General features: G+C 69.6%; 23 protein-coding genes. 9 read left to right on the top strand and 14 right to left on the bottom strand.

The features are described from left to right. Nucleotides 1-472 (bottom strand): CBS domain-containing protein (locus D5S19_RS21880; protein ID WP_120025251.1); only part of this gene is annotated, 472 nt, incomplete at its 3' end. A 34-nt stretch (nt 473-506) separates the two neighbouring features. Then, on the bottom strand, nt 507-1,298 hold the full coding sequence (locus D5S19_RS21875; RefSeq protein WP_120025235.1) for a universal stress protein: 792 nt from the start codon (nt 1,296-1,298) through the stop codon (nt 507-509). A gap of 537 nt (nt 1,299-1,835) precedes the next feature. On the opposite strand from D5S19_RS21875, the gene D5S19_RS21870 reads away from it, so the two are divergent. After that, nucleotides 1,836-2,291, top strand: coding sequence for a hypothetical protein (locus tag D5S19_RS21870; protein WP_120025233.1), 456 nt, complete (start codon nt 1,836-1,838; stop codon nt 2,289-2,291). 342 nt (nt 2,292-2,633) lie between these two features. Further along, nucleotides 2,634-3,008 carry a DUF6292 family protein gene (locus D5S19_RS21860; RefSeq protein WP_120025229.1) on the top strand — a complete coding sequence of 125 codons (375 nt, stop codon included), beginning with the start codon at nt 2,634-2,636 and terminating at the stop codon, nt 3,006-3,008. Nucleotides 3,009-3,015: 7 nt separating this feature from the next. On the opposite strand, the gene D5S19_RS21855 is transcribed toward D5S19_RS21860, so the two are convergent. Then, entirely contained in the window at nt 3,016-4,002 is a 987-nt protein-coding gene (locus tag D5S19_RS21855) for a zinc-binding alcohol dehydrogenase family protein (protein WP_199730622.1), read from the bottom strand. 150 nt (nt 4,003-4,152) lie between these two features. Here D5S19_RS21855 and D5S19_RS21850 point away from each other — a divergent pair, with 150 nt between their 5' ends. Beyond that, nucleotides 4,153-4,461 (top strand): hypothetical protein, encoded by a 309-nt coding sequence (locus tag D5S19_RS21850; protein ID WP_120025227.1) that lies wholly within the window; start codon nt 4,153-4,155, stop codon nt 4,459-4,461. Nucleotides 4,462-4,503: 42 nt separating this feature from the next. On the opposite strand, the gene D5S19_RS21845 is transcribed toward D5S19_RS21850, so the two are convergent. The 5 genes from D5S19_RS21845 to D5S19_RS21825 all read right to left on the bottom strand — a co-directional run bounded on the left by D5S19_RS21845 (nt 4,504) and on the right by D5S19_RS21825 (nt 8,498). After that, entirely contained in the window at nt 4,504-5,241 is a 738-nt protein-coding gene (locus D5S19_RS21845) for an ABC transporter permease (RefSeq protein ID WP_199730621.1), read from the bottom strand. After that, nucleotides 5,238-6,002 (bottom strand): ABC transporter ATP-binding protein, encoded by a 765-nt coding sequence (locus tag D5S19_RS21840; RefSeq protein ID WP_120025226.1) that lies wholly within the window; start codon nt 6,000-6,002, stop codon nt 5,238-5,240. The genes D5S19_RS21845 and D5S19_RS21840 overlap by 4 nt, the downstream gene beginning before the upstream one ends. After that, on the bottom strand, nt 5,966-6,565 hold the full coding sequence (locus D5S19_RS21835; RefSeq protein WP_147397484.1) for an Rv1733c family protein: 600 nt from the start codon (nt 6,563-6,565) through the stop codon (nt 5,966-5,968). Before D5S19_RS21835 ends, D5S19_RS21840 begins: the two co-directional genes overlap by 37 nt. A 57-nt stretch (nt 6,566-6,622) precedes the next feature. Continuing rightward, entirely contained in the window at nt 6,623-7,597 is a 975-nt protein-coding gene (locus D5S19_RS21830) for an Acg family FMN-binding oxidoreductase (RefSeq protein WP_120025224.1), read from the bottom strand. A gap of 331 nt (nt 7,598-7,928) precedes the next feature. Next, nucleotides 7,929-8,498, bottom strand: a complete 570-nt coding sequence (locus D5S19_RS21825) for a sigma factor-like helix-turn-helix DNA-binding protein (RefSeq protein WP_199730620.1) — start codon at nt 8,496-8,498, stop codon at nt 7,929-7,931. Nucleotides 8,499-8,871: 373 nt separating this feature from the next. Between D5S19_RS21825 and D5S19_RS21820 the strand changes: the two genes are divergently transcribed. Genes D5S19_RS21820 through D5S19_RS21805 form a run of 4 tightly spaced genes read left to right on the top strand, consistent with a single transcriptional unit; the run spans nt 8,872 to nt 11,557 of the window. Then, nucleotides 8,872-9,381, top strand: coding sequence for a YbaB/EbfC family nucleoid-associated protein (locus D5S19_RS21820; RefSeq protein WP_120025223.1), 510 nt, complete (start codon nt 8,872-8,874; stop codon nt 9,379-9,381). Nucleotides 9,382-9,402: 21 nt separating this feature from the next. Further along, nucleotides 9,403-9,738 (top strand): hypothetical protein, encoded by a 336-nt coding sequence (locus D5S19_RS21815; protein ID WP_120025222.1) that lies wholly within the window; start codon nt 9,403-9,405, stop codon nt 9,736-9,738. After that, nucleotides 9,735-10,862, top strand: a complete 1,128-nt coding sequence (locus D5S19_RS21810; RefSeq protein ID WP_120025221.1) for a hypothetical protein — start codon at nt 9,735-9,737, stop codon at nt 10,860-10,862. Before D5S19_RS21815 ends, D5S19_RS21810 begins: the two co-directional genes overlap by 4 nt. A 56-nt stretch (nt 10,863-10,918) precedes the next feature. After that, nucleotides 10,919-11,557, top strand: coding sequence for a hypothetical protein (locus D5S19_RS21805; RefSeq protein WP_233574077.1), 639 nt, complete (start codon nt 10,919-10,921; stop codon nt 11,555-11,557). A 34-nt stretch (nt 11,558-11,591) separates the two neighbouring features. Here the strand turns inward: D5S19_RS21805 and D5S19_RS21800 are convergent, their stop codons facing one another. Then, nucleotides 11,592-12,032 carry a MarR family winged helix-turn-helix transcriptional regulator gene (locus tag D5S19_RS21800; RefSeq protein WP_120025220.1) on the bottom strand — a complete coding sequence of 147 codons (441 nt, stop codon included), beginning with the start codon at nt 12,030-12,032 and terminating at the stop codon, nt 11,592-11,594. 79 nt (nt 12,033-12,111) lie between these two features. On the opposite strand from D5S19_RS21800, the gene D5S19_RS21795 reads away from it, so the two are divergent. Both D5S19_RS21795 and D5S19_RS21790 read left to right on the top strand, forming a co-directional pair. After that, complete coding sequence (locus D5S19_RS21795) at nt 12,112-12,486, top strand: VOC family protein (protein WP_120025219.1); 375 nt, start codon at nt 12,112-12,114, stop codon at nt 12,484-12,486. A gap of 6 nt (nt 12,487-12,492) precedes the next feature. Then, entirely contained in the window at nt 12,493-13,368 is an 876-nt protein-coding gene (locus D5S19_RS21790) for a DNA-3-methyladenine glycosylase family protein (protein WP_120025218.1), read from the top strand. Nucleotides 13,369-13,409: 41 nt separating this feature from the next. On the opposite strand, the gene D5S19_RS21785 is transcribed toward D5S19_RS21790, so the two are convergent. The 5 genes from D5S19_RS21785 to D5S19_RS21765 form a co-directional block, all read right to left on the bottom strand. Next, nucleotides 13,410-14,375 (bottom strand): NADPH:quinone oxidoreductase family protein, encoded by a 966-nt coding sequence (locus D5S19_RS21785; protein WP_120025217.1) that lies wholly within the window; start codon nt 14,373-14,375, stop codon nt 13,410-13,412. A gap of 92 nt (nt 14,376-14,467) precedes the next feature. After that, the gene (locus D5S19_RS21780; RefSeq protein WP_158605600.1) at nt 14,468-15,505 is read right to left on the bottom strand and encodes an alpha/beta hydrolase; all 1,038 of its coding nucleotides are present in this window, start codon (nt 15,503-15,505) and stop codon (nt 14,468-14,470) included. Nucleotides 15,506-15,543: 38 nt separating this feature from the next. Further along, a complete protein-coding gene (locus D5S19_RS21775) occupies nt 15,544-16,602 on the bottom strand; it encodes an ABC transporter permease (RefSeq protein ID WP_120025215.1) in 1,059 nt (352 codons plus the stop codon). A 14-nt stretch (nt 16,603-16,616) separates the two neighbouring features. Then, nucleotides 16,617-18,137, bottom strand: coding sequence for a sugar ABC transporter ATP-binding protein (locus D5S19_RS21770; protein ID WP_158605599.1), 1,521 nt, complete (start codon nt 18,135-18,137; stop codon nt 16,617-16,619). After that, a complete protein-coding gene (locus D5S19_RS21765) occupies nt 18,134-19,315 on the bottom strand; it encodes a sugar ABC transporter substrate-binding protein (protein WP_120025213.1) in 1,182 nt (393 codons plus the stop codon). The genes D5S19_RS21770 and D5S19_RS21765 overlap by 4 nt, the downstream gene beginning before the upstream one ends. Nucleotides 19,316-19,526 lie beyond the last annotated feature (211 nt).

The following is a 19,526-nucleotide window of genomic DNA, read 5'->3' as shown; positions in this document are numbered from 1 at the left end:
TCGTGACGATCCCACCCGTCACCGACACCTCCCACAGCGCGCGATGCCCGGCATAGTCACGCAACAACCCCCGCAACTGAGCCGCGATCGTGTCATCCTGGCGAACCAGCGGCCGCAACAAATCACGACGGCTCACAATCCCGGCAAGGCCGCCTTCGTCGACCACCGGAATACTGCGCAACCGGCCCACCAGCATCCGCGCAGCAATATCGCTGACATCCGCATCAAGATCCACAGTGTCGACCGGTCTCGTCATCACCTCATCCACCCGCAGATCCGGCCCCACCGGCTCCCCCGTCAACACCCCCGCCAGCGCATCCGCTTCAGTGAAGATGCCCACGATCTGGTTCTCGTCGTCCACCACCGGCAGCGCCGCCACACCATGCTCGGTCAGCAACGCAATCGCTTCCCGGACCGGGGTTCCCGGTCCGGCCCGGACCACCGGCCGGGTCATGATGTCCCGTGCTCGCACGGTGTTCTCCCACACTCTTCAAGGGCCTGGCGGCTCAGTGGACGACTGCGACCGGGCACGCCGCGTCCGCGAGCAGCCGGTTTCCGGTGGACCCGAACAAGCCACCCGTGACCGGCCCCCGGCCCCGGCTGCCGATGACAATCAGGTGCGGCGCTTCGACCGCCATCAGCGCCCGTGCGGCCGACCGCTCCTGCGTGGCGACGATCTGCACCGTGACCCCCGGGTATTTGTCGGCCCACGGCGCAATCCGTGCGCGCAAGGCGCGCTTCTCCGCCGCAGCCCGCCCCGGGTCTTCGAACGCTCCTTCGTGCCAGGCGTGCACCGCGACGAGCGGCGCACGCCTGCTTGCCGCGGCTTCGAACGCGAATTCCACCGCGCGCTCGTCCGCCTCGACCCCGACCACGACCGCCCCCTCCGGCGACGCGTGCCCGCGCACGACCACCACCGGGCAACGGGCAGTCGCCGCCACGCGCAAGGCGACCGAGCCGATCGCCGCACCGCGCAGCCCACCGAGCCCGTGGGAACCCAGCACGAGCAGCGAAACCGATCGCGACGCCTCGACGAGCAGGTCAGCTGCCAAACCGACGCGCAACATCTGCTGGACCCGCACTCCCGGCGCCGACTCCTCGGCGACCCGCGCAGCGCGGCTCAGCCAGCGGTGCACGCGGCCGTCCTGTCCAGGCAGATCGGTTGTGTCCCCCATCCCGGCCTGAAGCAGCCTCAGCAGGCAGCCGCGGCGGACCGCTTCCGCAGCCGCCCAGCGGACCGCTGCGAGCGAGGCTTCCGACTCGTCCACCCCGACGAGCACCGCGCCGTCGGCGTTCATCCCAGCCACCGCATGCCTCCTGCTCCGCCGCCGGCTCCGGCAGCTCGTCCCACGGTCTCTCACCGGAGCCGGCTCCGGTGAGAGCCCGAAGTCCCTTCTCCCGAGGACGGAAGCCGCCACAGGCTGTGAAGGGACCCTTCACAGCCGCAGCGTCCGTGAAGGGTCCCTTCACAGCCCCAAGTCCTCGGCGGGCAGACGTCCGCGGCGCCGGAGTCTTTGGTCCCGCGGCCTGAGGCGCTGCGACTCGCCCAACGCGGCACATCCCTCACGAGGACAAATCCATCACTCGAAACGGTGCCGGTTTCGGCACCGGGGTGACCCGGTGTGCCCGGCTCCGAAGAATCCCTTCCCCGGCCCGGTATCCGGGGTCAACCACCTGGACGGCACAGTTGGCAGCCTGCGAATTCTCGCCTAAAATAAGTAATCCGCATCGAATCGGTCATTTCGATTCGATAAGTCCCGCGAACGCCGTTAGTGCTCCGGCCCCCCGTGTTCAGACCTGTGCGACGCGAAACGGTCGAATACCCCGGAGAGGTGATGTCGCGACCCCATTTCCCGGCCGAGGCCCGCCGTGGCCGCCGATGCGAACACTGCGGGCGGCACATCACGCCCGGACGGATTCAGGTCGCCTTGGTCCCGGATCCGTCCGCCGTCGATTTCACGGAATACGCGATGCACGGCCGGCGTCTGGTCTACGCCTGCTGCGACGAGCATCTGACCGCGGTCGTCGAACGAGCCCACGCCGGCTGGAGCGAGGCGCAGTGGTGGTTCGAGCTGCTCAGCCAGGCCAGCCTGCATCCTTCGTTGCAGGACGCGACCGTGGAGCGGATCGCCCGCGAGGCACGGCTGGCCCCGGAGCAGCTCCACGCGGCCATGACGTGGAACTCGCGCCGCACGCCACCGCACGCCCGGCTGCCCGGCGGGCAGATCCTCCCGGTGATCCCCGATCCCCGGAAACCCCGCAGTCCGGAGCCGCCCGGTCCGTCGCGGTGAAGCTCGGGCACCACCGCGGGCACAAAGCAGCACCGCGGATCGCCCCGGAACCCGGATGCCGAACGTTCCCCGGCCCGGCAACGCTTTTCCGGCCGCGCAGCAGGTCCGTCAGTCAGTACCGGCCGGATCCGAGGACCTTCGGCCCTTTCCCGCATGCCGGTCCGCGCGGAGCCTGATGGCGACCGGCCGGGCTCGGTCGGGGGGTCCGGCGGTCACCAGCCGGCCGGCCCGCTCTACGGCGAAACGGCCGAAAAGGCATCGCCGGAGGGCACTGACGCCTCCCGGCGGGTCGGCCCGGCGTCAACACAGCCGCCGCAGCGCGGTATACAGAGATGAGAATCGATGACAGTCCAGATCGTGCACGTCGACGAGGAAACCCGCCTGCTGAACGGAATCAGCGCTTACGTGGCGGAGGTGAGTTCCGCGGCCGGCGTCGGTCCGGAATCCTGCACACTCGACCTCGATCGGCCGATGTCGGCCTACATCGCGCTCGACGGGCAACTCGCCGCCTATCCCGGACGCGATACCGCTCTGGTGTGGGATGAACGCCATGGCTGGTCGTTCACCGTCGAAACCCACTCCGGCGAGGATTTGCTCGTGGTCGCCTATCTGGGCGGGGAACGGGTCCCGCCACCCAGCGCAGTCCGCGAATTCCTCCGGACCGTCCGTGCCCGCACCCGGCGCAGCGAACCACCCACACCACCGACCTTCGGATAACACTCGGTCAGTCCGTATGCAGCACCGCGGCTCCGGTGACCCGGCCTGCAGCGAGATCGGTCAGCGCCCGCGCGGCCTCGGAAAGAGCGTAGGCCGTCGTGCTGACGTGCAACCGGTGCCAGCCGGCGAACCGGAGGAACTCCTGCGCGTCCGCCCGGGTGTTGGCCGTGACACTGCGCACCTGTCGTTCCTGGAACAGATGCCGCTGATAGTCCAGCACGGGAATGTCGGTCAGGTGGATCCCCGCGACCGCCAGTGTGCCGCCGCGATCGAGCGCGGACAGCGCGATCGGCACGAGTTCCCCGGCCGGTGCGAACAGGATGGCCGAGTCCAGCGGCTCCGGCGGGACGTCTCCGGCGGACGCGGCGCCGAGTTCCAGTGCGAGCTTGCGGGCCGCAGCGCTGCGGGTGACGACATGCACCGTGGCACCCCGGGCCAGTGCGACCTGGGCCGCCAGATGCGCGCTCCCGCCGAACCCGTAAATGCCGAGTCGCCCGCCTTCGGGGACTTCGGCGCGGTTCAGCGCCCGGTAGCCGATCACACCCGCGCAGAGCAACGGCGCCAGCTCCTCGTCGGAGTAGCCCGCCGGCAGGCGATGGGCGAACGCGGCCGGGACCACCGCGTACTCCGCATATCCACCATCGGCGTCCCAGCCGGTGTACCGCGATTCCAGGCACAGATTCTCCTTGCCCGCACGGCAGAACCGGCACACTCCGCACGTGGCGCGCAGCCAGGCGATACCGACCCGGTCCCCCGGCGAGAAACCACCCAGCCCGTACGTCACCACCTCGCCGACAACCTCATGCCCTGGAATCACACCCGGCGCGTGCACCGGCAAATCTCCTTCCGCGACATGCAAATCCGTACGGCACACCCCGCACACACGGACCCGCACCAGAAGCTCCCCACGACCGGGCACCGGCACCGGCAACCGCTCCCGGACCAACGACCCCCCACCGACCGGCCCCGGCTCACCCACACGCCAGCCCCACATCCGCTCCGTCATCGCCGCCCCTTCTCTCCCCCTTGCCCACCGCCATCCACGATGACCCCACGACGACTCCACACGCGACGTCCGCAGGTCCCCCCGCCCGAGGACGTTCGGCACTTCCAACCCGCCCGGAAAGAACCGCACAGTGATCCGATGACCACACCTACCCGCAGCACCGCGCGCCGGACGGTGACAGCCGCGATCCTCGTGCTGCTCGTGGCCGCCGCGGCCAGCCGCGCCGCACCGGCCGGGGCTTCCGCGCCGCCCGGATTCTGGTCCGGCATCTGGCACGGTCTTCTCCGCCCGGTCACGCTCCTTGCGTCGCTCTTCGGCGGCAGCAACAGCACCCACGACAGCGGGCACTGGTACGACTTCGGCTTCGTGCTCGGCCTGGTCGTGGCCGCGAGCGCCTTCCCCCGGCCGGGCTACTTCCGCAGTGGCCGGCACGGGAAGTCCGGGTAGCCCGCCCATCCATTGTGGACACCCCCGGCAAAGCGGGCCGGGTCAAGGGGTCCGGCGCCGCAACGTCGCCGCCCCGATGAGCAGCGCCAGGCCCGCGCAGCCGGCCACGATCAGCATGTTCCGCACGAGTGTGCCGTCCACCTCGGCGAAGTGGGTGACGTGCGTCAGCGCATCCACCGCGTAGGACAGCGGCAGCACGTCCGACAGCGCGTTCAGCAGCCGGCTCATCGAATCGCGCGGGACGAACAGCCCGCACAGCAGGATTTGCGGCAGCACGACGACCGGCATGAACTGCACGGCCTGGAATTCCGTCCGGGCGAAGGCACTCACCAGCAGCCCGAGCGCGGTGCCGAGCAGCGCATCGAGGACGGTGATCAGCAACAGCGCCCACAGCGGCCCGGCCACGCTCAGCCCCAGCCACAGCACGGACACCCCGGTCGCCAGCACCACCTGGACCACCGCGACCGCGCCGAACGCGAGGGCGTAACCACCGAGCAGGTCCAGCTTGCCGAGCGGCAGCGCCATCAGCCGTTCGAGCGTGCCGCCGGTCCGCTCGCGCAACGTGCTGACCGAGGTGAGCAGGAACATGATCGTGAACGGGAAGACGCCGAGCAGCGCGGGCGCGACGACACTGAATCCCACGGCCGAATCGAGCACGTACCGCAGCAGCACCATCAACGCGGTCGGCACGACCAGCAGCAGCGCGACGGTGCGGGGATCGTGCCGCAACTGGGTCAGGATGCGCCGCGCGGTCGCGGCGGTCATCGCCGGATGGTTCATGCGCGGACCTCCTTCCGCCGGATCAACCGCAGGAAAGCCTGTTCGAGATCGGTGGTCCCGGTCCGTCCCCGGAGTTCGGCGGGAGTACCGGTCGCCAGCAACTCGCCTTCGCGCAGCAGCAGCAAGCGTTCACAGCGTGCTGCCTCGTCCATGACGTGGCTGGAGATCAGTAACGTCGTCCCGGCTTCCGCCCGGCTGCGGAACAACGTCCAGAGCTGTTCCCGCAACTCCGGATCACACCCGACGGTCGGCTCGTCCAGCACGAGCAGCTCCGGCTCCCCCAAGAGCGCGACGGCAAGGTTCACGCGGGCCCGCTGGCCCCCGGACAGCTTCGCGACCACAGTGTGCGCGGCGGATTCGAGCCCGACTTCTTCCAGCGCCCGGCGCACCGACGCGGCACCCGCGCCCAGCACCGTGGCGAAGTACCGCAACGCCTCGGTCACGGTCAAGTCGGCGTACACCGCGGGCTCTTGCGTCGCGTAGCCGATCCGGTGCCGCAATTCCGGATGACCGGCCGGACGGCCCAGGACCGTGACCGCCCCGCTCGCGACGATCTGGACACCCACGATCGACCGCAGGAGCGTGCTCTTGCCCCCGCCGTTCGGTCCGAGCAGCCCGGTGACCGTGCCCCGGGCGACCGCGAAACCGACTCCTCGCAAGACTTCCCGGCGGCCTCGCACGACGTGCAGGCCCTCCACCGAGATCGCCACCGGCCCGGCCGGCCTCACGGGTGTGGCCGCTTCGACTGCTCGGCGAACCATTCCCGCTGCCACCGCCGGTACCGATAGCGATTCATGGTGAGGACCGCCAGGGTGCACACCAATGCCAGCGCCCCGCACACACCCAGCCACACGACCAGCGCGGCCCCGAAGGAATCGGCCAGGACGGTCGTCCGGGACAGCGGCGGCGCGACGACCGCGCCGGATCGATCCACCCAGATCGAGATCGTGTCGCCGCGGTGCGTGCCGGATCCGGCCTCGACCCGCCCCACTCTCGACGATCCGTCAGGTGCCCACCAGGTGGCGTCCGTCGGCGCCGTGCGCGCGACGACCCCGCCACTGTGGTCGGATGAGAACGGAGGTCCGTCGGCGAGCAGAGTCGCGGTCGCCGGGTGCCGCGCGGCCAGCTGCGCCACGGAGATCCGCTGCTGCCCGGCGTAAACCGTGGAACCGGCGGTCACCGCGAACGGAACCGCCGCCAGCGCGAGAACCACGGCGCAGGCGATCAGCGCGGCCTGGATCCGGTCCGAGGTCCGGGCGACCGAACGACGTCCGGGCACCAGCAGACGCCACCACCTCATGAGACGGCTCGCCGACGAACTCATGTCTCGCGCCTTCCGTCTGGGGCCGCGCTTTCCGGATCGGCTTCCGCCGCGGGACCATCAGCGCGCCGGTTCCCGGATGTCGGTCACCTCCGCCACCGGGCGGCGCCGGGTCGTCCGCACCGAGTAGGCGTATCCGAGACGCAGCAAGGCATGCACGTGGCCCAGTCCCCCGAACAGCTCCAGGAGCGGGCCGCGCGTGGCCGCCGTCTCGAACGGCTGCGAGACGAATGACGTGGCCAGCCCGTCCGCGGTCGCGGCGAGCAGGACCCGCTGCAGGGCGAGTCCCGCGCGGACGTCGGCGGCCGTGCCCCGATCGTCGGTCAGCACCGCGGCCAGCAGCGGGTCCTGCTCGAACGGACGCGGCGGCACGGCCGGATTCTGGTGAGAGGACCGCAGGGACACGACGGGCGGAACCTTCGCCGCCGGCCCGAACGCGGTGGTCGGCACGCCGTCGGGGCTGTCCGACCGACGCCCGGTCCAGTACGCCGCTTCCGCGCGGAACTCCGGGTCTGTCCGCTGCTCGTGCTCGGCCTGCCGGATCAGGGCGGTCACCCGGGGGTAGCGCCCGGTCCCGTCCAGGAATTCGAGACGGCCGCGTTCGGTCCAGGCAGCGGCGACGAGATGAGACCGCACCGCGGCCGACACCCGGCGGTCCGAGAACGGACGTCGGTTCGTGTGGCGATGGAAGACGGCCTCGGCCAGCCGCCGCTCCGCCGCCGACGCCGACCCGCCCCTTTCGAGGTCCACCACCGCCAGCAGGTCGTGTTCCGCGGCCACCGGCCGGATCCGCAGGTGGGCGCGGAACCCCTCCGCCCGCACCGTAAGCAGGAGGTTGCACACCGCCGCACCACAGGACAACCGGGCCTCCCGGCCCGCCGCGTCGGCGATCGCGAGCACCCGGCCGCGGTCCAGCCAGGTCTCGATCCGCGATCCGGTGACCACGAAGCGCCACGGCTGGGTGTTCTGCGGGGAAGGGGCCCGGACCGCGGCCGCGAGCGCCCGTTCGACGGCCGGGGCGAGGGAAGTGTTCATGATGGTCTCCGGTCGGTCTGGCGGATACACCCAGCTTCGGCCACCCGCGGCGCGTGCCCTACCGGCACCGGTCACGACCTCGAAGGACCAAGTGCTCTCACTCCCCGGGGGTGCAGGGTTCCGGCAAAGTCGGTGTAGAGGTCCGTGAAGGGACCCTTCACGGACTCTGAGTCCGTGAAGGGACCCTTCACGGACCCGAAACCGGTCCGGCGCACGCCACGAGGTGGTCGCACACACACCTCCGCATCGCCCACTGCCGGGCCCCCGACCAACTTTGCCGACACCCTGCCCCGGGGGTGGATGAAGTTCCTGGGACGCCGACACTGGGCGCTCAGCAGTCCCGGAGCGCCTCGCGGAGTTCGGCCAGGGCACGATGCTGGATGGCACGGACGTCGGCGGCCGGGATGGCGAGCATTTCCGCGGTCTCCCCGACACTGAGTCCGACGACGATGCGCAATGCCAGGATCTCCCGCTGCAGCGGCGCCAGGCGGCTCAGGGCCGCCGGCTGCCCGGTGCCCGTGCCGAACCGGCCACCGGCAACGATCCGGCAGGCGTCGGCGACCTTGTCGGCGGCGATCGCGTGCACAAGGTGGAGGAACGAGCCGCCACGGTCCCGGTGGCCGGGCAATGCCCTGAGCACGGCCGCGCAGACATCCTGGGCGACGTCGTCGGCGGACAGATACGCAAGGTCGCGCCCTCCCAGCAACGCCCGGCAATAGCGGGCCACGACAAGACGCAGGACATGCACCAGCCGGGCGACGGCCGCCTGATCGTCCTGCCCGGCCGCGCGGACGAGCCGATCGAGGTCGTCCCCCGTGAACCTGCCGGCCGCACTGGTCAACCGCGCCCGTCCGGCTGCAGCGGAGGAACCGTCGCGACCGGACATTCCGGCAGCGGTCATTGCTCCGCGTCCAGGATCGACATTCCACCGATCAGCCCGGCGCGACACTCCCGCTGTCTCATCGCCCACCGTCCCGTCCCTCGGCCTGACGTCCCTGCCGACGTGAGCGTCTCCCTCCCGCGCGGGCACCGCGGAGAGCCGGGCTGCCTTGGCACGAGGACCAAAGTCCCTTGACCCGCACCGTGTATTCAGGGCGATCGCGGGGAAACAGCGCGGGTGTAACCGAGCGCCACGCCGCGAGTGCCGAGAGCACCGTTGCGCACTCACGAGATCGGCGCGGTGATCCTGCGTGGTCTTCTCGATGAACGCTCGGCTCGCTTGCGTGTCTGGCACAATCCGGACGTACGCCGACGCACCGGACAAGGGAGAGGCGATGTCCGCCCAGCTAGATGAGCTGATCGCGCAGTTCGAGAATTTCCAGGCCAAGGTGCGGCAGGCCGAGGCGAGCTTCGCCGGGGTCGGCGACATGCAGGAGCGGATCTCCCAGGTCGAGAACGCCGTGACGTCACCGGACGGCGCGGTCACGGTGGTCGCGGGCGCCGGGGGAACGGTGACCGACATCCGGCTCGCCGCCGGTGCCACGCGCCTCGATTCCGCGCAGTTGTCCGCGCTGATCATGAACACCCTGCGCCAGGCTGTCGCCGGAGCCGTCCAGCAGCAGGCCGGAATCGTGGACGACGCGTTCGGCGACGCGTTCGGCGTCAACACCTCCGAGCAGGTCCGGCAGGCTCAGGCGGAGGCTTGGGGAACCGAGGCGGAGGAACCCGCGTCGGAGCAACCGGCACCGCAGCAGACCGCGCAGCGGGCAACGCCGCGGCGCCGTCCCGGACCGCGGGACGACGACGACTATTTCGAGGACAACTCCATCCTCCGCCGCGACTGATCCGACCGAGGGGCCTTCTCGATGGGAAACATCCAGACCAATGTCGACGCGATCTCCGGGTACGTCCGGCAGCTCCCGTACTACGAGCAGGAAGGGGCCAAGTTCGGCGGCAAGATCGACGCCGCCGACGTGACCGACCAGGCGTGGGGCGTCGTCGGCATCTTCGCCAAGCAGGGCTACACCGACCGCCTCCAGGAACTGCGCTCGCTGCTGGGCGACATGCAGGACGGCGTGGACGGTTTCATCACCAAGCTGAACAAGGCCGCCGAGATGTACCGGGGTGCCGAGGACGCCGGGAAGGTCACATTCGGCCAGTACGAGGCGGAGATCGACGGGGCGGGGAGGCCGGGCGCATGACGGAGGAAAAGAAGAGCATCGCCGACACGCTGAATGTCGCACCGTACGACGAGAGCACGGGCGCGAACCTCGATCGCGCGGCGGGGTACGTGCCGGTGGCCGGGACGGTCTACAAGGCCGGCAAGTCGATCGCCGGGCACGCCCAGCAGGCAGCCCAGGCCGACAACCCCGGCGAGCTGGCCTCGGCAGGCGCCGCGCTGGTCGGCGACGGGGCGAAGTTCGTCGGCGCGGCCGCCGGCGACATGTTCACCTTCGCGTTGGACCCGATCGGCTGGCTGGTCAGCCATGGGCTGAACATGCTGCTCGAACTGGTCCAGCCGCTCCAGGACGCGTTGCACCAGGTCACCGGGGACGGCCCGGCGATCGGGCACGCGTCGGAGAACTTCGCCACGATCGCGCAGGGCTTCGTCGCCCTCGCCGACGATTTCGAGCGGACCGGCGACACGGCGCTGGCCGAGTGGGTTGACGACGCCGGCGAAGCGGCGAAGGAGGCGCTCGGCGACTTCTCCTCGGGCATCCGCGGCGTCGGCTCGGCCGCCGGTTCGGTCGCCGAGGTCCTGCAGATGTGGTCGATGGTCATGGTGGTCATCGAAGAGGTGATCAAGGGGATCATCACCGAGCTGGTCTCCTGGCTGATCACCCTCTGGCTGCCCGCACTCGCCGCGTCGGTGATCAGCTTCGGCGGCTCGGTCGCCGCCGCGATGACCGCCTCCATCACCAAGGCCGCCAGCGTGCTGGCGAAGGTCACCCGCTATCTCGGCAAGTTCGGCAAGCTGCTGGACGCGTTCCTGCAGTTCCTGGTCAAGTTCTCGGAGAAGATCGAAGTGTTCACCAGAAAACTGCGCGTCGGAGTGATGCCCGGCGAGACCAAGTTCGGGATCGGCAAGGCCGCGCAGGGCTTCCAGCCGAGCAACCGGGAGCTCACCGCGGCGTTCGGCACTTCGGTCGGCGTCCAGCCGTTCGTCGCCGGAGCGGGCGTCAAGGCCGGCATCGCGGCCGGGAGGTCCGCTTACACCGAAGGCAAGGACGCCGTCACGCCCGAAGGAGGCGAACCGTGGTTCGACAAGAGCAAGATCGGCGGGGACAAGAGCCCGGAGGAGACCCGCGGGAACCTCGACCTCTAGCCGCCACGCCGGAGGAGTTCGCCCAGTCGGCTCCCACCGAGGCAAGACGAAAGGCCATGCGGAAGATTTTCGAGCATCAGGACCGCCTCGACCGCAAGACCGAGCAGCTCATGGTCCGTCCCGGGTTCCGGGAGCGGGTCGAGGAGTTCATGCGAGGCCAGTGTCGAGAGCCGGTCGTCGCGCTGCGGCTCAGCGACGACAAGCTGTACTTCGACGTGCCCGGCAGGCGCCGGGACGGCACGGTCGACGGAGAGCGGGTCGTCCGGCGGTTCTTCTGGAACATTCTGCGTGGCGTCGGCAGGGCGGCCGTTGTCGTTTTCGCCCTGATGAACAGCGACGGCAGCACCGGCGGCCTCAAGGGCGGCGAGCGGAAGGCCGACGTGCAGGGCCCCGCGAACGCGATGGCCCTCGACCTCGTCGACCGGCTACGGAAGCTGCGCGGGCCATGGCTGGTGTTCTCGCCGTCGTGCGTCGCCGTCGTGGACACCGGATCGACGATCACCGACCCGGCCGACGCGCCCCCGCCGCGGATGGTCTGGCAGGCACACACACCGGAACCTCCGGAGATCAAGTTCCGCGCGCGCACCCTGACCTGGCCGGACGGCTCGCGCTTCACTTTCCCGCTGTACAGCCGAACCGAGACTCAGCACCTGCGACAGTACTGCGATTCCTTGGACGGCAGGGGCCCGACGTAAACGCCGTGCCGCTGCTCTCCCGCCGGGCGCGCCGTCAGTGCCCGAGGAGCGCATCGCGGCACATCACCAGAAGTTCCCGGAGACGGACAAGCTCGCCCGGCGAAATCTGGCCTGTCATGAGCTGCACAAGGTCCGCGACTTCCTTGTGCGCGCGGGAAAGCAGCTCTTCGGCGGACGAGGTCAGGGCGGCACCGCGTTCCCGTCTCGGTCCCGGGGAGTTCGACCGTGCGACCAGGCCACGCCTCTCCAGGCCCTGCAGCAGGACACTCATCGACTGACGGGTCACGAAAGCGCGGCGGGCGAGCTCCGACCCGGTGATGCCCGGCAGGTCGTGCAGGGCTTGGAGACAGGCGTACTGCGGCACGCTCAGGCCGAGCGGCCGCAGCCGCTCGTCCATCCGCTGGTGCAGGATCGACTGCGTCTCTTTGAGGAGCACTCCCAGCTCCTCCGGCAAGGCACGACCTGACTCGTTCATGTCAGCAGTTTGACATAAGCCCTCTTGAGTGTCAGAGTATTGACACTCAGATCGAGCGCAGAGAGTCAGGAGCATGCCCATGACTGCCGTCACGAGCGGACCGAACTTCGTGTCGTTCCAAGTCCGCGATCGCCAAACGTCCGCGCGGTTCTACGAGGAGACGGTGGGGCTCAACCGGCTTCCGGACGCGAACCCCGCCGCGGTCGTGTTCTCCGCGGGAGGCACCGCATTCGCCGTGCGCGATCCCTTCCCGGGAACGGACCTCGACGCGATCGCCCAGCCGGGCGCCGGCATCGGGGTCTGGTTTCACAATGAGGACACCGACGGGCTGCACGCGCGTCTTGTCGAGCAAGGAGTGCCTATTGTCCAGGAGCTGTTCGACGGGCCGTTCGGCCGGCAGTTCTCGTTCCGAGACCCCGACGGCTACACCGTGACGGTGTATTCCGAGGCATGAGCCGGCATGGAGCGCTACGAAACCACCGTCGACGTCGCCGGACCGTGGTCCCTGCGCACCGGCAAGCGGTTCTGGGAGGAGTTCGCCCCGGCCGCGATCGCGGCTGATGACGAGCCCGATGCACTGCATGCGCGGTTCCTCGGCGAACGGGACTGGACAGCCGTCTCGGCAAGGATCGTGCAGCAGGGCGCGACCGCGGGCATCGAGGTGTCCGGCGGCGGCGATCTCGTCGCCGCCGCCGAACAGGTCGCCCGATTCCTGTCCCTCGACGTCGATGCGACCGCGTGGCCGGAGGTCGGCGAACGAGACCCGGTCATCGCCTCCGCACAGCGGAGCCTTCCCGGCTATCGCCCCTGCGGATTCCACTCGCCCTACGAGGCTGCTGCCTGGTGCGTGCTCTCCCAGCGATCCCGGATCCCCGAGGCCGCACGGCTCCGGCGGCAGCTGATCGCCGAATTCGGCCACGAAGGCGCTTTTCCTGCGCCTGGCGATCTCATCCGCGCAATCGAGAACGAAAGCATCTCCCTTCCCGGACGAAAGACCGAATATCTTGCGGCAGTAGCGGTCGCCGCCTTCGAAGGTCTCCTCGACGGCGCTTACCTGCGTGCGTTGCCGGAAGAGCAGGCTCGCCGGGAGTTGCTGTCAGTAAAGGGGATCGGCCCCTTCGCAGCGGACCTCGTGCTCATCCGCGGCGCCAACACCCAAGACATCCTGCCCCTCGCAGAACGCCGACTCCACGCAGAGATCGCCTACCTCTACGGACCGGACGTCACACTCGCCGACGCCTCCGAGGCCTGGCGACCGTTTCGCTCCTGGGCGGCGGTTCACCTTCGTGCCCTCGGGGAGCACCGGACCGGCGAGATGAGCCGACGCGACCCGTGACGCGGAGACCCGTCGATGCTTCTTCCAGCCGGGATGTCTCCTCAAGGCTCGACGACGAACTTGCCCAACACGCCACGCTCCCCCAGACCCGCCACCGCCTCACCGACCCTGTCCAGGGAAAAGGTGCCGCCAATGGGCGGGTCCACGGCGCCCGACTCCAGGTACGGGACCAGCTTGTCCCACTCCCGCCGGGCGAAGCCCTCGCGCGGCATCGCGTAGGCGCCCCAGCCCACCCCGCGGACGTCAAGATTGCCGTGCAGCAGCCGATTCACCTTCACCGTCGGGATGTCGCCGGCGGTGAAGCCGATGACCAGGAGCCTGCCCAACGGGGCCAAGCTGCGCAGCGAGTCGGTGAATCGGTCGCCGCCGACCGGGTCCACGACCATGTCGACGCCCGCGCCGTCCGTCAGCTCCTTGACGGTGTCCTTGAACCCGTCGGCCATGACGACCTCGCCGGCGCCGATCGACTTGACGAAGCGGGCCTTCTCCTGGCTCGACACCACGGAGATCACGCGAGCGCCCATCGCTTTCGCCAGCTGGATCGTCGAGGTTCCGATGCCGCCCGCCGCACCGTGGACGAGGACGCTCTCGCCCGCGCGCAGCTGCCCGCGGGTGCCGAGGGCGAACAGCATCGTCAGGTAGTTCAACGGCAGGCAGGCGCCCGCGGCGAAGCCGACCGTATCGGGCAGTGGGAAGACACTGCCCGCAGGCACGGCAGCCAGTTCGGCGAACGCGCCGATGCCCGGGAGCGCGGCCACCCGGTCGCCGGGTGAGAACCCGGAGTCCTGCGGCGCCTCGCGGACCACACCCGCGAGTTCGCCGCCCAGTACGAAGGGAAGCTCGGGCTTGTACTGGTATTTGTCCTGTGTCAGCAGGAGATCCGGGAAGTTGACCCCGGCCGCCTTGACCTCGATGAGCACCTCACCGGGGCCCGCGGCCGGATCTCCGACCTCGCCGACCTCCAGCGACCGCGGCCCGTCCGTGCGGGTCACCCGTGCTGCGCGCATGTACGGACTCCATTCTGGACAGTCGGTGCACCTGGTTCACCCGACGCTGCGCCGGATCGCTCAGGGACCGCTGCTGATCGCGGTCGATCGGTTCACTGCGCGGGCCTCAGGTTCCCGGCGATCCAGTCGGCGGCGTCGTCGAGCCACAACCAGCGGGCGTTCGCGACGTTGTGGTCACCTTGCTCGATGAAGCGGTACGTTCCCTCCCGCACCTCCCCCGAGATCCACGAGCCGGTCATGGGACCGTTGACGAGAGGGTCCTGGCCACCGTCGACGAGGAACACCGGGGCCTCGATCGACGAGACCTCGGCCGTGACATCGAGGGAATCCGCGAACCGGGCCGCCGCTTCTTCGCTGCCGGCCCGGACCGTGGCAAGGCTTCGGACGTACGGCCCCATGGCCTCCCAGCCGGCCTTGGCGAACCCGCTGACCACGACCCCCGCGGCGAGTCGCTTCTCCCGTGCGAGTGCGGTCACGGCGTAGTGCCCGCCCAGGCTCGAACCCCAGATGCCGATCGACGACGGGCTCCACGGACCGTCGAGACTCCGCAGCGTCTCGATCACCTCGGTCACCACCCGGGAGAAATCCGGGCTGAAGGGCTGCACCGTCGTCAGCTCGCCCTGCGCCGGGCCGTCGATCGCGACTGTCGACAGGCCACGGGAAAGCAACGCGTCGGAGACGGCGAGTTGTTCTTCCTTGGCACCGTCGAGGCCGGAGACGAGGAGGACCACCGGTCCGGTCGGACCGGCCTGCGCCGGATGCCTGAGCACCGCGCGGAAGGAGTCGCCCGACAGCCTCCGGGCCTGTGGCTCCCGAAGGGAGATCGCACGCCACTGCGCGCGGGCCGACGCTCCGTATCCGTCAGCCGAGGCCGTGGGCCACGCCTGCGCGAAGTACAACCACACCGACGCCGTGCGGTAGGCGGTCACGGCCGTCTCGAGCAGTCCGGCCTCCGCTGCCCTGTCCCCCGTCTCCAGATGCCGGGTCGCGGCGGCGCGCAGCACATCCGGCCACTGCTCCGGGTCGGCAATGGTCTCGACCAGTGCGTCGAACTCGTACCCGTCCAGGCCCGCCGCCACCGCGCGCGAACGTGTCCCGGCGGCGAGGTCGGCGACTATCTCGTTGGTCATGCGAATCCGTCCTTTGCTGCGTGCGGTCGGTGGAGTGGTCATCGGAACCCGGCGAGTCGCTGACGCACGCGGTCGAAGTACACCGCGAGCAGCAGGATGAGGCCGGTCATCAGCATCTGCCAGCTGTTGTCGAAACCCTTGAGGGCCAACGCGTTCGACAGCACCTGGAGGAAGGCGGTGCCGATGAGGGCGCCGTACACCGAGCCCGCGCCACCGGCGATGGCGACACCGGACAGCAGCGCCGCCGCGATGACATACAGGACGATCGACGAGCCTCCGGCCGCGGGATCGGCGATGGTCTGCCGGCCCGCCATCATGACGCCACCGAGCGCGGCACAGAGTCCGCTGATGCCGTAGACCGCTGGGACGACCCATTCCCTGCGCACGCCGGACAGAGCGGCGGCCTCGGGGTTGCCTCCCACCGCGTACACCGACCGGCCGAACACCGTGTACTTCAGCGCGAGGGCGGCGACGACGACCAGCACGACCGCCAGGACCGCGCCGTACGGGATTCGGTTTCCCCATGCGTCGTTACCGAGGAATGAGGCCAGCTCGCTCCCGGAGGTGTCGATCTGCCGGTTTCCGGACCACAGCAGGGCAATGCCCCCGATGGCCGACGCGGACGCGAGGGTCACGACGAAGAACGACATCTTGAACCGGCCGATCAGGATGCCGTTGACGCCGAAGCCGATCGCCGCGCCAAGTCCCAGCGTCACGACCAGCGCGACGGGCTCGGGCCATCCTGCCTCGAGGCACTTGGCGTAGGCGATACCGGAGATGCTCAGGATGCTGCCCATCGACAGGTCCATGCCCCCGGACAGGATCACCATGGTCATCCCGATCGCCAGGATCGCCGGGATCGCGGTGGCGCGCAGCAGGTTCGTGACGTTCGCCGGCGAACTGAACGTCGGCTCGGTGAACACCTCGACGACGATGACGAGGACCAGCAGCGCGGCGACCGCGATCATCGGTGTCGAAGGGCCCGCCAGCCGCTGCCGCCACGGCCTCGGCGCCGGCGCCGGCGCGGCCGGGACCTGCGCGACCGCGGATGCGGCGCCCTGTTCGCCAGGTCGTGGTGCGATCAACTTCCGGATCATGGTTCTCGATCTCCCTAGGACGCGAACGACAGTCGCGTGACGGACTCTTCAGTTGCCTCGTCGCCCGCCTGCTCGCCGACCACCCGCCCCTTGGCCATGACCACGACGCGGTCGGCCAGGCGCAGGACTTCGAGCAGCTCCGACGACACGACGACCACCGCGATACCCCGGGCCGCGAGGGCCTCGATGATCGCGTAGATCTCGGCTTTGGCGCCCACGTCGACCCCCCGCGTCGGTTCGTCGAGGATCAGGACCGACGGATCACGCAGCAACCATTTGCCGATGACCACCTTCTGCTGGTTCCCGCCGCTCAACGTGCTCGCGAGCACGTCGAGACCGGCGGATCGCAGGTTGACCCGCGTGGCCACCTCGGCCGCGTGTTTGCGCTCGTGCCGCGGGAAGCGCAGCCCCCGGCGGCCGAGCAGCCGCGCCGCCGCCATCGCCAGGTTCTCCTGCACGGACATGGTCAGCACCAGGCCCGTCCGCTTCCGGTCCTCCGGCACCAGCGCGATGCCCGCGGCGATCGCGGCCGACGGCGAGGTCAGGTGCACCGGCTTCCCGGCGACCTCCAGGTCGCCCTGGAACGGCCACCGGCCGAACAGGGTTTCGGCCAGGCTGGTCCGCCCGCTCCCGGCCTGGCCGGCGATCCCGACGATTTCGCCGGGGCGCACCTGCAGGTCGATGTCGCGCAGACGCGCGGTATTCAGCCCCCGGACGGTCAGCGCCGGCGGCCGCGCGTCCTGCTCCCCCCGGTCTCTGGTGCCGGGACGAGCGAACAGGTCGGACATCTCACGGCCGACCATCCGGTGCACCAGCTCGAGTTCGTCGGTCTCTGCCGTTTCGAGGTCGGCGACGCGGCGTCCGTCGCGCAGCACCACGAGCCGATCGGTCAGGTCGAAGTACTCGCGGAGCCGGTGCGTGATGTAGACGACCGCGCTCCCTTCCTCCTGGAGCCGCCGGATCATCGCGTACACGACGTCGGTCTCGTCCGCCGTCAGCGAGCTTGTCGGCTCGTCGAGGAGCACGACGTCCGGACGCCGCCGGACGACGCGGGCGATCGAGAGCATCTGCTGCTGGTGCAGCGGCAGTGTTCCGGCAATCGATCGCGGGCCGATCACCAGTCCGAGCCCGGCGAGTTCCTCGGCCGCCCGGTCGTGCGCCCGGCGCCAGTCGATGCGGCCGAATCGTCGCGGCAACCGCCCGTCGAAAAGGTTCTCGGTGACGCTCTGGCTGGGCTGGATCTGGATCTCCTGCGCGACCAAAGCGACGCCGAGGTCCCGCGCCTGCGCCGGGCTCACCAGGTCCGTCTGCCGGCCACCGATGCCGACGTGGCCGGCGTCGGGCCGGTAGCTGCCCGCCATGATCTTGAGCAGAGTGGACTTGCCGGAGCCGTTCTCGCCGGCCAGGCCGAGGACCTCGCCGGCGTGCAGGTCGAGGTCCACGCCGTCCAGCGCACGGACTCCGGGGAAGTCCTTCGTCAGGCCGCGTGCCGACAGCACGAGCCTGCCGGAAGGCCGCGCCTCATGCGGGCTCACGACGCGTCCACGGGACACGCGACCTGCTCACGCTGAGCGGCGCTCACTTCGAGAATCGGCTTGTCGTTGCTGGTCACTGTCGGCGCGAGACCGGTCGGCTCCAGGTCACGGCCCTCACCGATGCCGGTGGTGCGGACCGCGATCGTCGGCACCGAGGAGATCATGCTCTTGCTGACGCACTTGGGGTAGAGCGTCACGAACTTCGGCGCCTTCTTCCCCGTCGCCAGGTCGATCATGTACTTGACGGTGAGCTGGCCCTGCTCTGCCTGCCCCCACAGGAACGAGTAGTCGATGACGCCCTTGGACAGCGCCTCGTGGCCCACGGCGTCCACGTTGTAGCCGACGATCGTCAGCTTGTCGCGGATCCCGAGGTTCGTCGCCGCCCGCGATGCAGCGACCGCGTTGGTGTCGCTATAGGCCACGACGCCGACGGCATCCGGGTGCTGCTGGAGCGCCGCCTGGGCGGTGCTGAGACCGCCCGCGATGTCATCGGTCTTGTTCTGGTAGGTGCCGACGACGGTGATCTTGCCGTTGCTGCATTTCTTGACCTCGTCGGTGAATCGTTGCTGCATGGCGACAAGATCGGCCTGCGGGTATCCGTAGGCGCCGTAGATCACGCCACCGCCCTGCGGATACTTCGTGCAGAACAGCCGCGCCGAGTTGACCGCACCGGTCAGCCGGTCCTGATGGAACGTCAGCGTCGCGTCGGCGAAGTTCGAGACCTCGCCCGCCACGACCGGGATGCCGGCCGCGAGGGCGCGCTTGCTCGGCGGTGTCATGGCGTCGGGCGACAACGGGAAGAACGACGTCACGTTGGCCTTCTTCGAGGTCACCAGATCCATCGCGCTGATCATCGAGTTGATGGGGTCGTCGGCTTTCGCCTCGACCAGCAGCGGCGTGGCACCGCACGCCTGCGCCGCGGCCTTGAACGCGTCGTTGTACGCCTTGCCGCCGGCGTTGGAGCTCCAGACGACGGCGCCGCCGATCGTCAGGCCCTTGCCGGACTCACATGGGGCCGCGGGACCCGCGTGGGCCTTGTCCAGCGCCTTGTCGGCGTCGGACTGCGACACCTTCTCCACAGGAACGTCGCCAGAGTTCTTCGAAGCGCCACACGCCGCTACCGCGACCACAGCCGCGACGGTCCCGACGACCGCCACAGCCGACCTCAACCAGTTCATGGTGGAACTCCTCAACCTGAGCGATTCAAGAATGGCCGGCCTGAAACCTCATCCGACAGTTTGTGATGCAACTTGTGCCGCATAACATCCCATGTGACCTGCCTCATGTCAACGCATCCGCGCCGAGATCCTGCGTGCGCACGTCCCGGTCCGGTACCCGGAAGGCAACGCCCTGGTCACGACCGCCGCAACGACTCCCTTGCCGCGCAAC

Source organism: Amycolatopsis panacis, from assembly GCF_003600245.1.
Classification (GTDB): domain Bacteria; phylum Actinomycetota; class Actinomycetes; order Mycobacteriales; family Pseudonocardiaceae; genus Amycolatopsis; species Amycolatopsis sulphurea.
The sequence above is the reverse complement of the archived record's forward strand: the minus strand, read 5'-3'. Positions and strand labels throughout refer to the sequence as shown.

Excerpts from the sequence above, each read along its gene's own strand:
- D5S19_RS21875 (WP_120025235.1), bottom strand. The coding sequence starts at position 1,298 with ATGAACGCCGACGGCGCGGTGCTCGTCGGGGTGGACGAGTCGGAAGCC.
- D5S19_RS21870 (WP_120025233.1), top strand. The coding sequence starts at position 1,836 with ATGTCGCGACCCCATTTCCCGGCCGAGGCCCGCCGTGGCCGCCGATGC.
- D5S19_RS21860 (WP_120025229.1), top strand. The coding sequence starts at position 2,634 with ATGACAGTCCAGATCGTGCACGTCGACGAGGAAACCCGCCTGCTGAAC.
- D5S19_RS21855 (WP_199730622.1), bottom strand. The coding sequence starts at position 4,002 with ATGTGGGGCTGGCGTGTGGGTGAGCCGGGGCCGGTCGGTGGGGGGTCG.
- D5S19_RS21850 (WP_120025227.1), top strand. The coding sequence starts at position 4,153 with ATGACCACACCTACCCGCAGCACCGCGCGCCGGACGGTGACAGCCGCG.
- D5S19_RS21845 (WP_199730621.1), bottom strand. The coding sequence starts at position 5,241 with ATGAACCATCCGGCGATGACCGCCGCGACCGCGCGGCGCATCCTGACC.
- D5S19_RS21840 (WP_120025226.1), bottom strand. The coding sequence starts at position 6,002 with ATGGTTCGCCGAGCAGTCGAAGCGGCCACACCCGTGAGGCCGGCCGGG.
- D5S19_RS21835 (WP_147397484.1), bottom strand. The coding sequence starts at position 6,565 with ATGAGTTCGTCGGCGAGCCGTCTCATGAGGTGGTGGCGTCTGCTGGTG.
- D5S19_RS21830 (WP_120025224.1), bottom strand. The coding sequence starts at position 7,597 with ATGAACACTTCCCTCGCCCCGGCCGTCGAACGGGCGCTCGCGGCCGCG.
- D5S19_RS21825 (WP_199730620.1), bottom strand. The coding sequence starts at position 8,498 with ATGACCGCTGCCGGAATGTCCGGTCGCGACGGTTCCTCCGCTGCAGCC.
- D5S19_RS21820 (WP_120025223.1), top strand. The coding sequence starts at position 8,872 with ATGTCCGCCCAGCTAGATGAGCTGATCGCGCAGTTCGAGAATTTCCAG.
- D5S19_RS21815 (WP_120025222.1), top strand. The coding sequence starts at position 9,403 with ATGGGAAACATCCAGACCAATGTCGACGCGATCTCCGGGTACGTCCGG.
- D5S19_RS21810 (WP_120025221.1), top strand. The coding sequence starts at position 9,735 with ATGACGGAGGAAAAGAAGAGCATCGCCGACACGCTGAATGTCGCACCG.
- D5S19_RS21805 (WP_233574077.1), top strand. The coding sequence starts at position 10,919 with ATGCGGAAGATTTTCGAGCATCAGGACCGCCTCGACCGCAAGACCGAG.
- D5S19_RS21800 (WP_120025220.1), bottom strand. The coding sequence starts at position 12,032 with ATGAACGAGTCAGGTCGTGCCTTGCCGGAGGAGCTGGGAGTGCTCCTC.
- D5S19_RS21795 (WP_120025219.1), top strand. The coding sequence starts at position 12,112 with ATGACTGCCGTCACGAGCGGACCGAACTTCGTGTCGTTCCAAGTCCGC.
- D5S19_RS21790 (WP_120025218.1), top strand. The coding sequence starts at position 12,493 with ATGGAGCGCTACGAAACCACCGTCGACGTCGCCGGACCGTGGTCCCTG.
- D5S19_RS21785 (WP_120025217.1), bottom strand. The coding sequence starts at position 14,375 with ATGCGCGCAGCACGGGTGACCCGCACGGACGGGCCGCGGTCGCTGGAG.
- D5S19_RS21780 (WP_158605600.1), bottom strand. The coding sequence starts at position 15,505 with ATGACCAACGAGATAGTCGCCGACCTCGCCGCCGGGACACGTTCGCGC.
- D5S19_RS21775 (WP_120025215.1), bottom strand. The coding sequence starts at position 16,602 with ATGATCCGGAAGTTGATCGCACCACGACCTGGCGAACAGGGCGCCGCA.
- D5S19_RS21765 (WP_120025213.1), bottom strand. The coding sequence starts at position 19,315 with ATGAACTGGTTGAGGTCGGCTGTGGCGGTCGTCGGGACCGTCGCGGCT.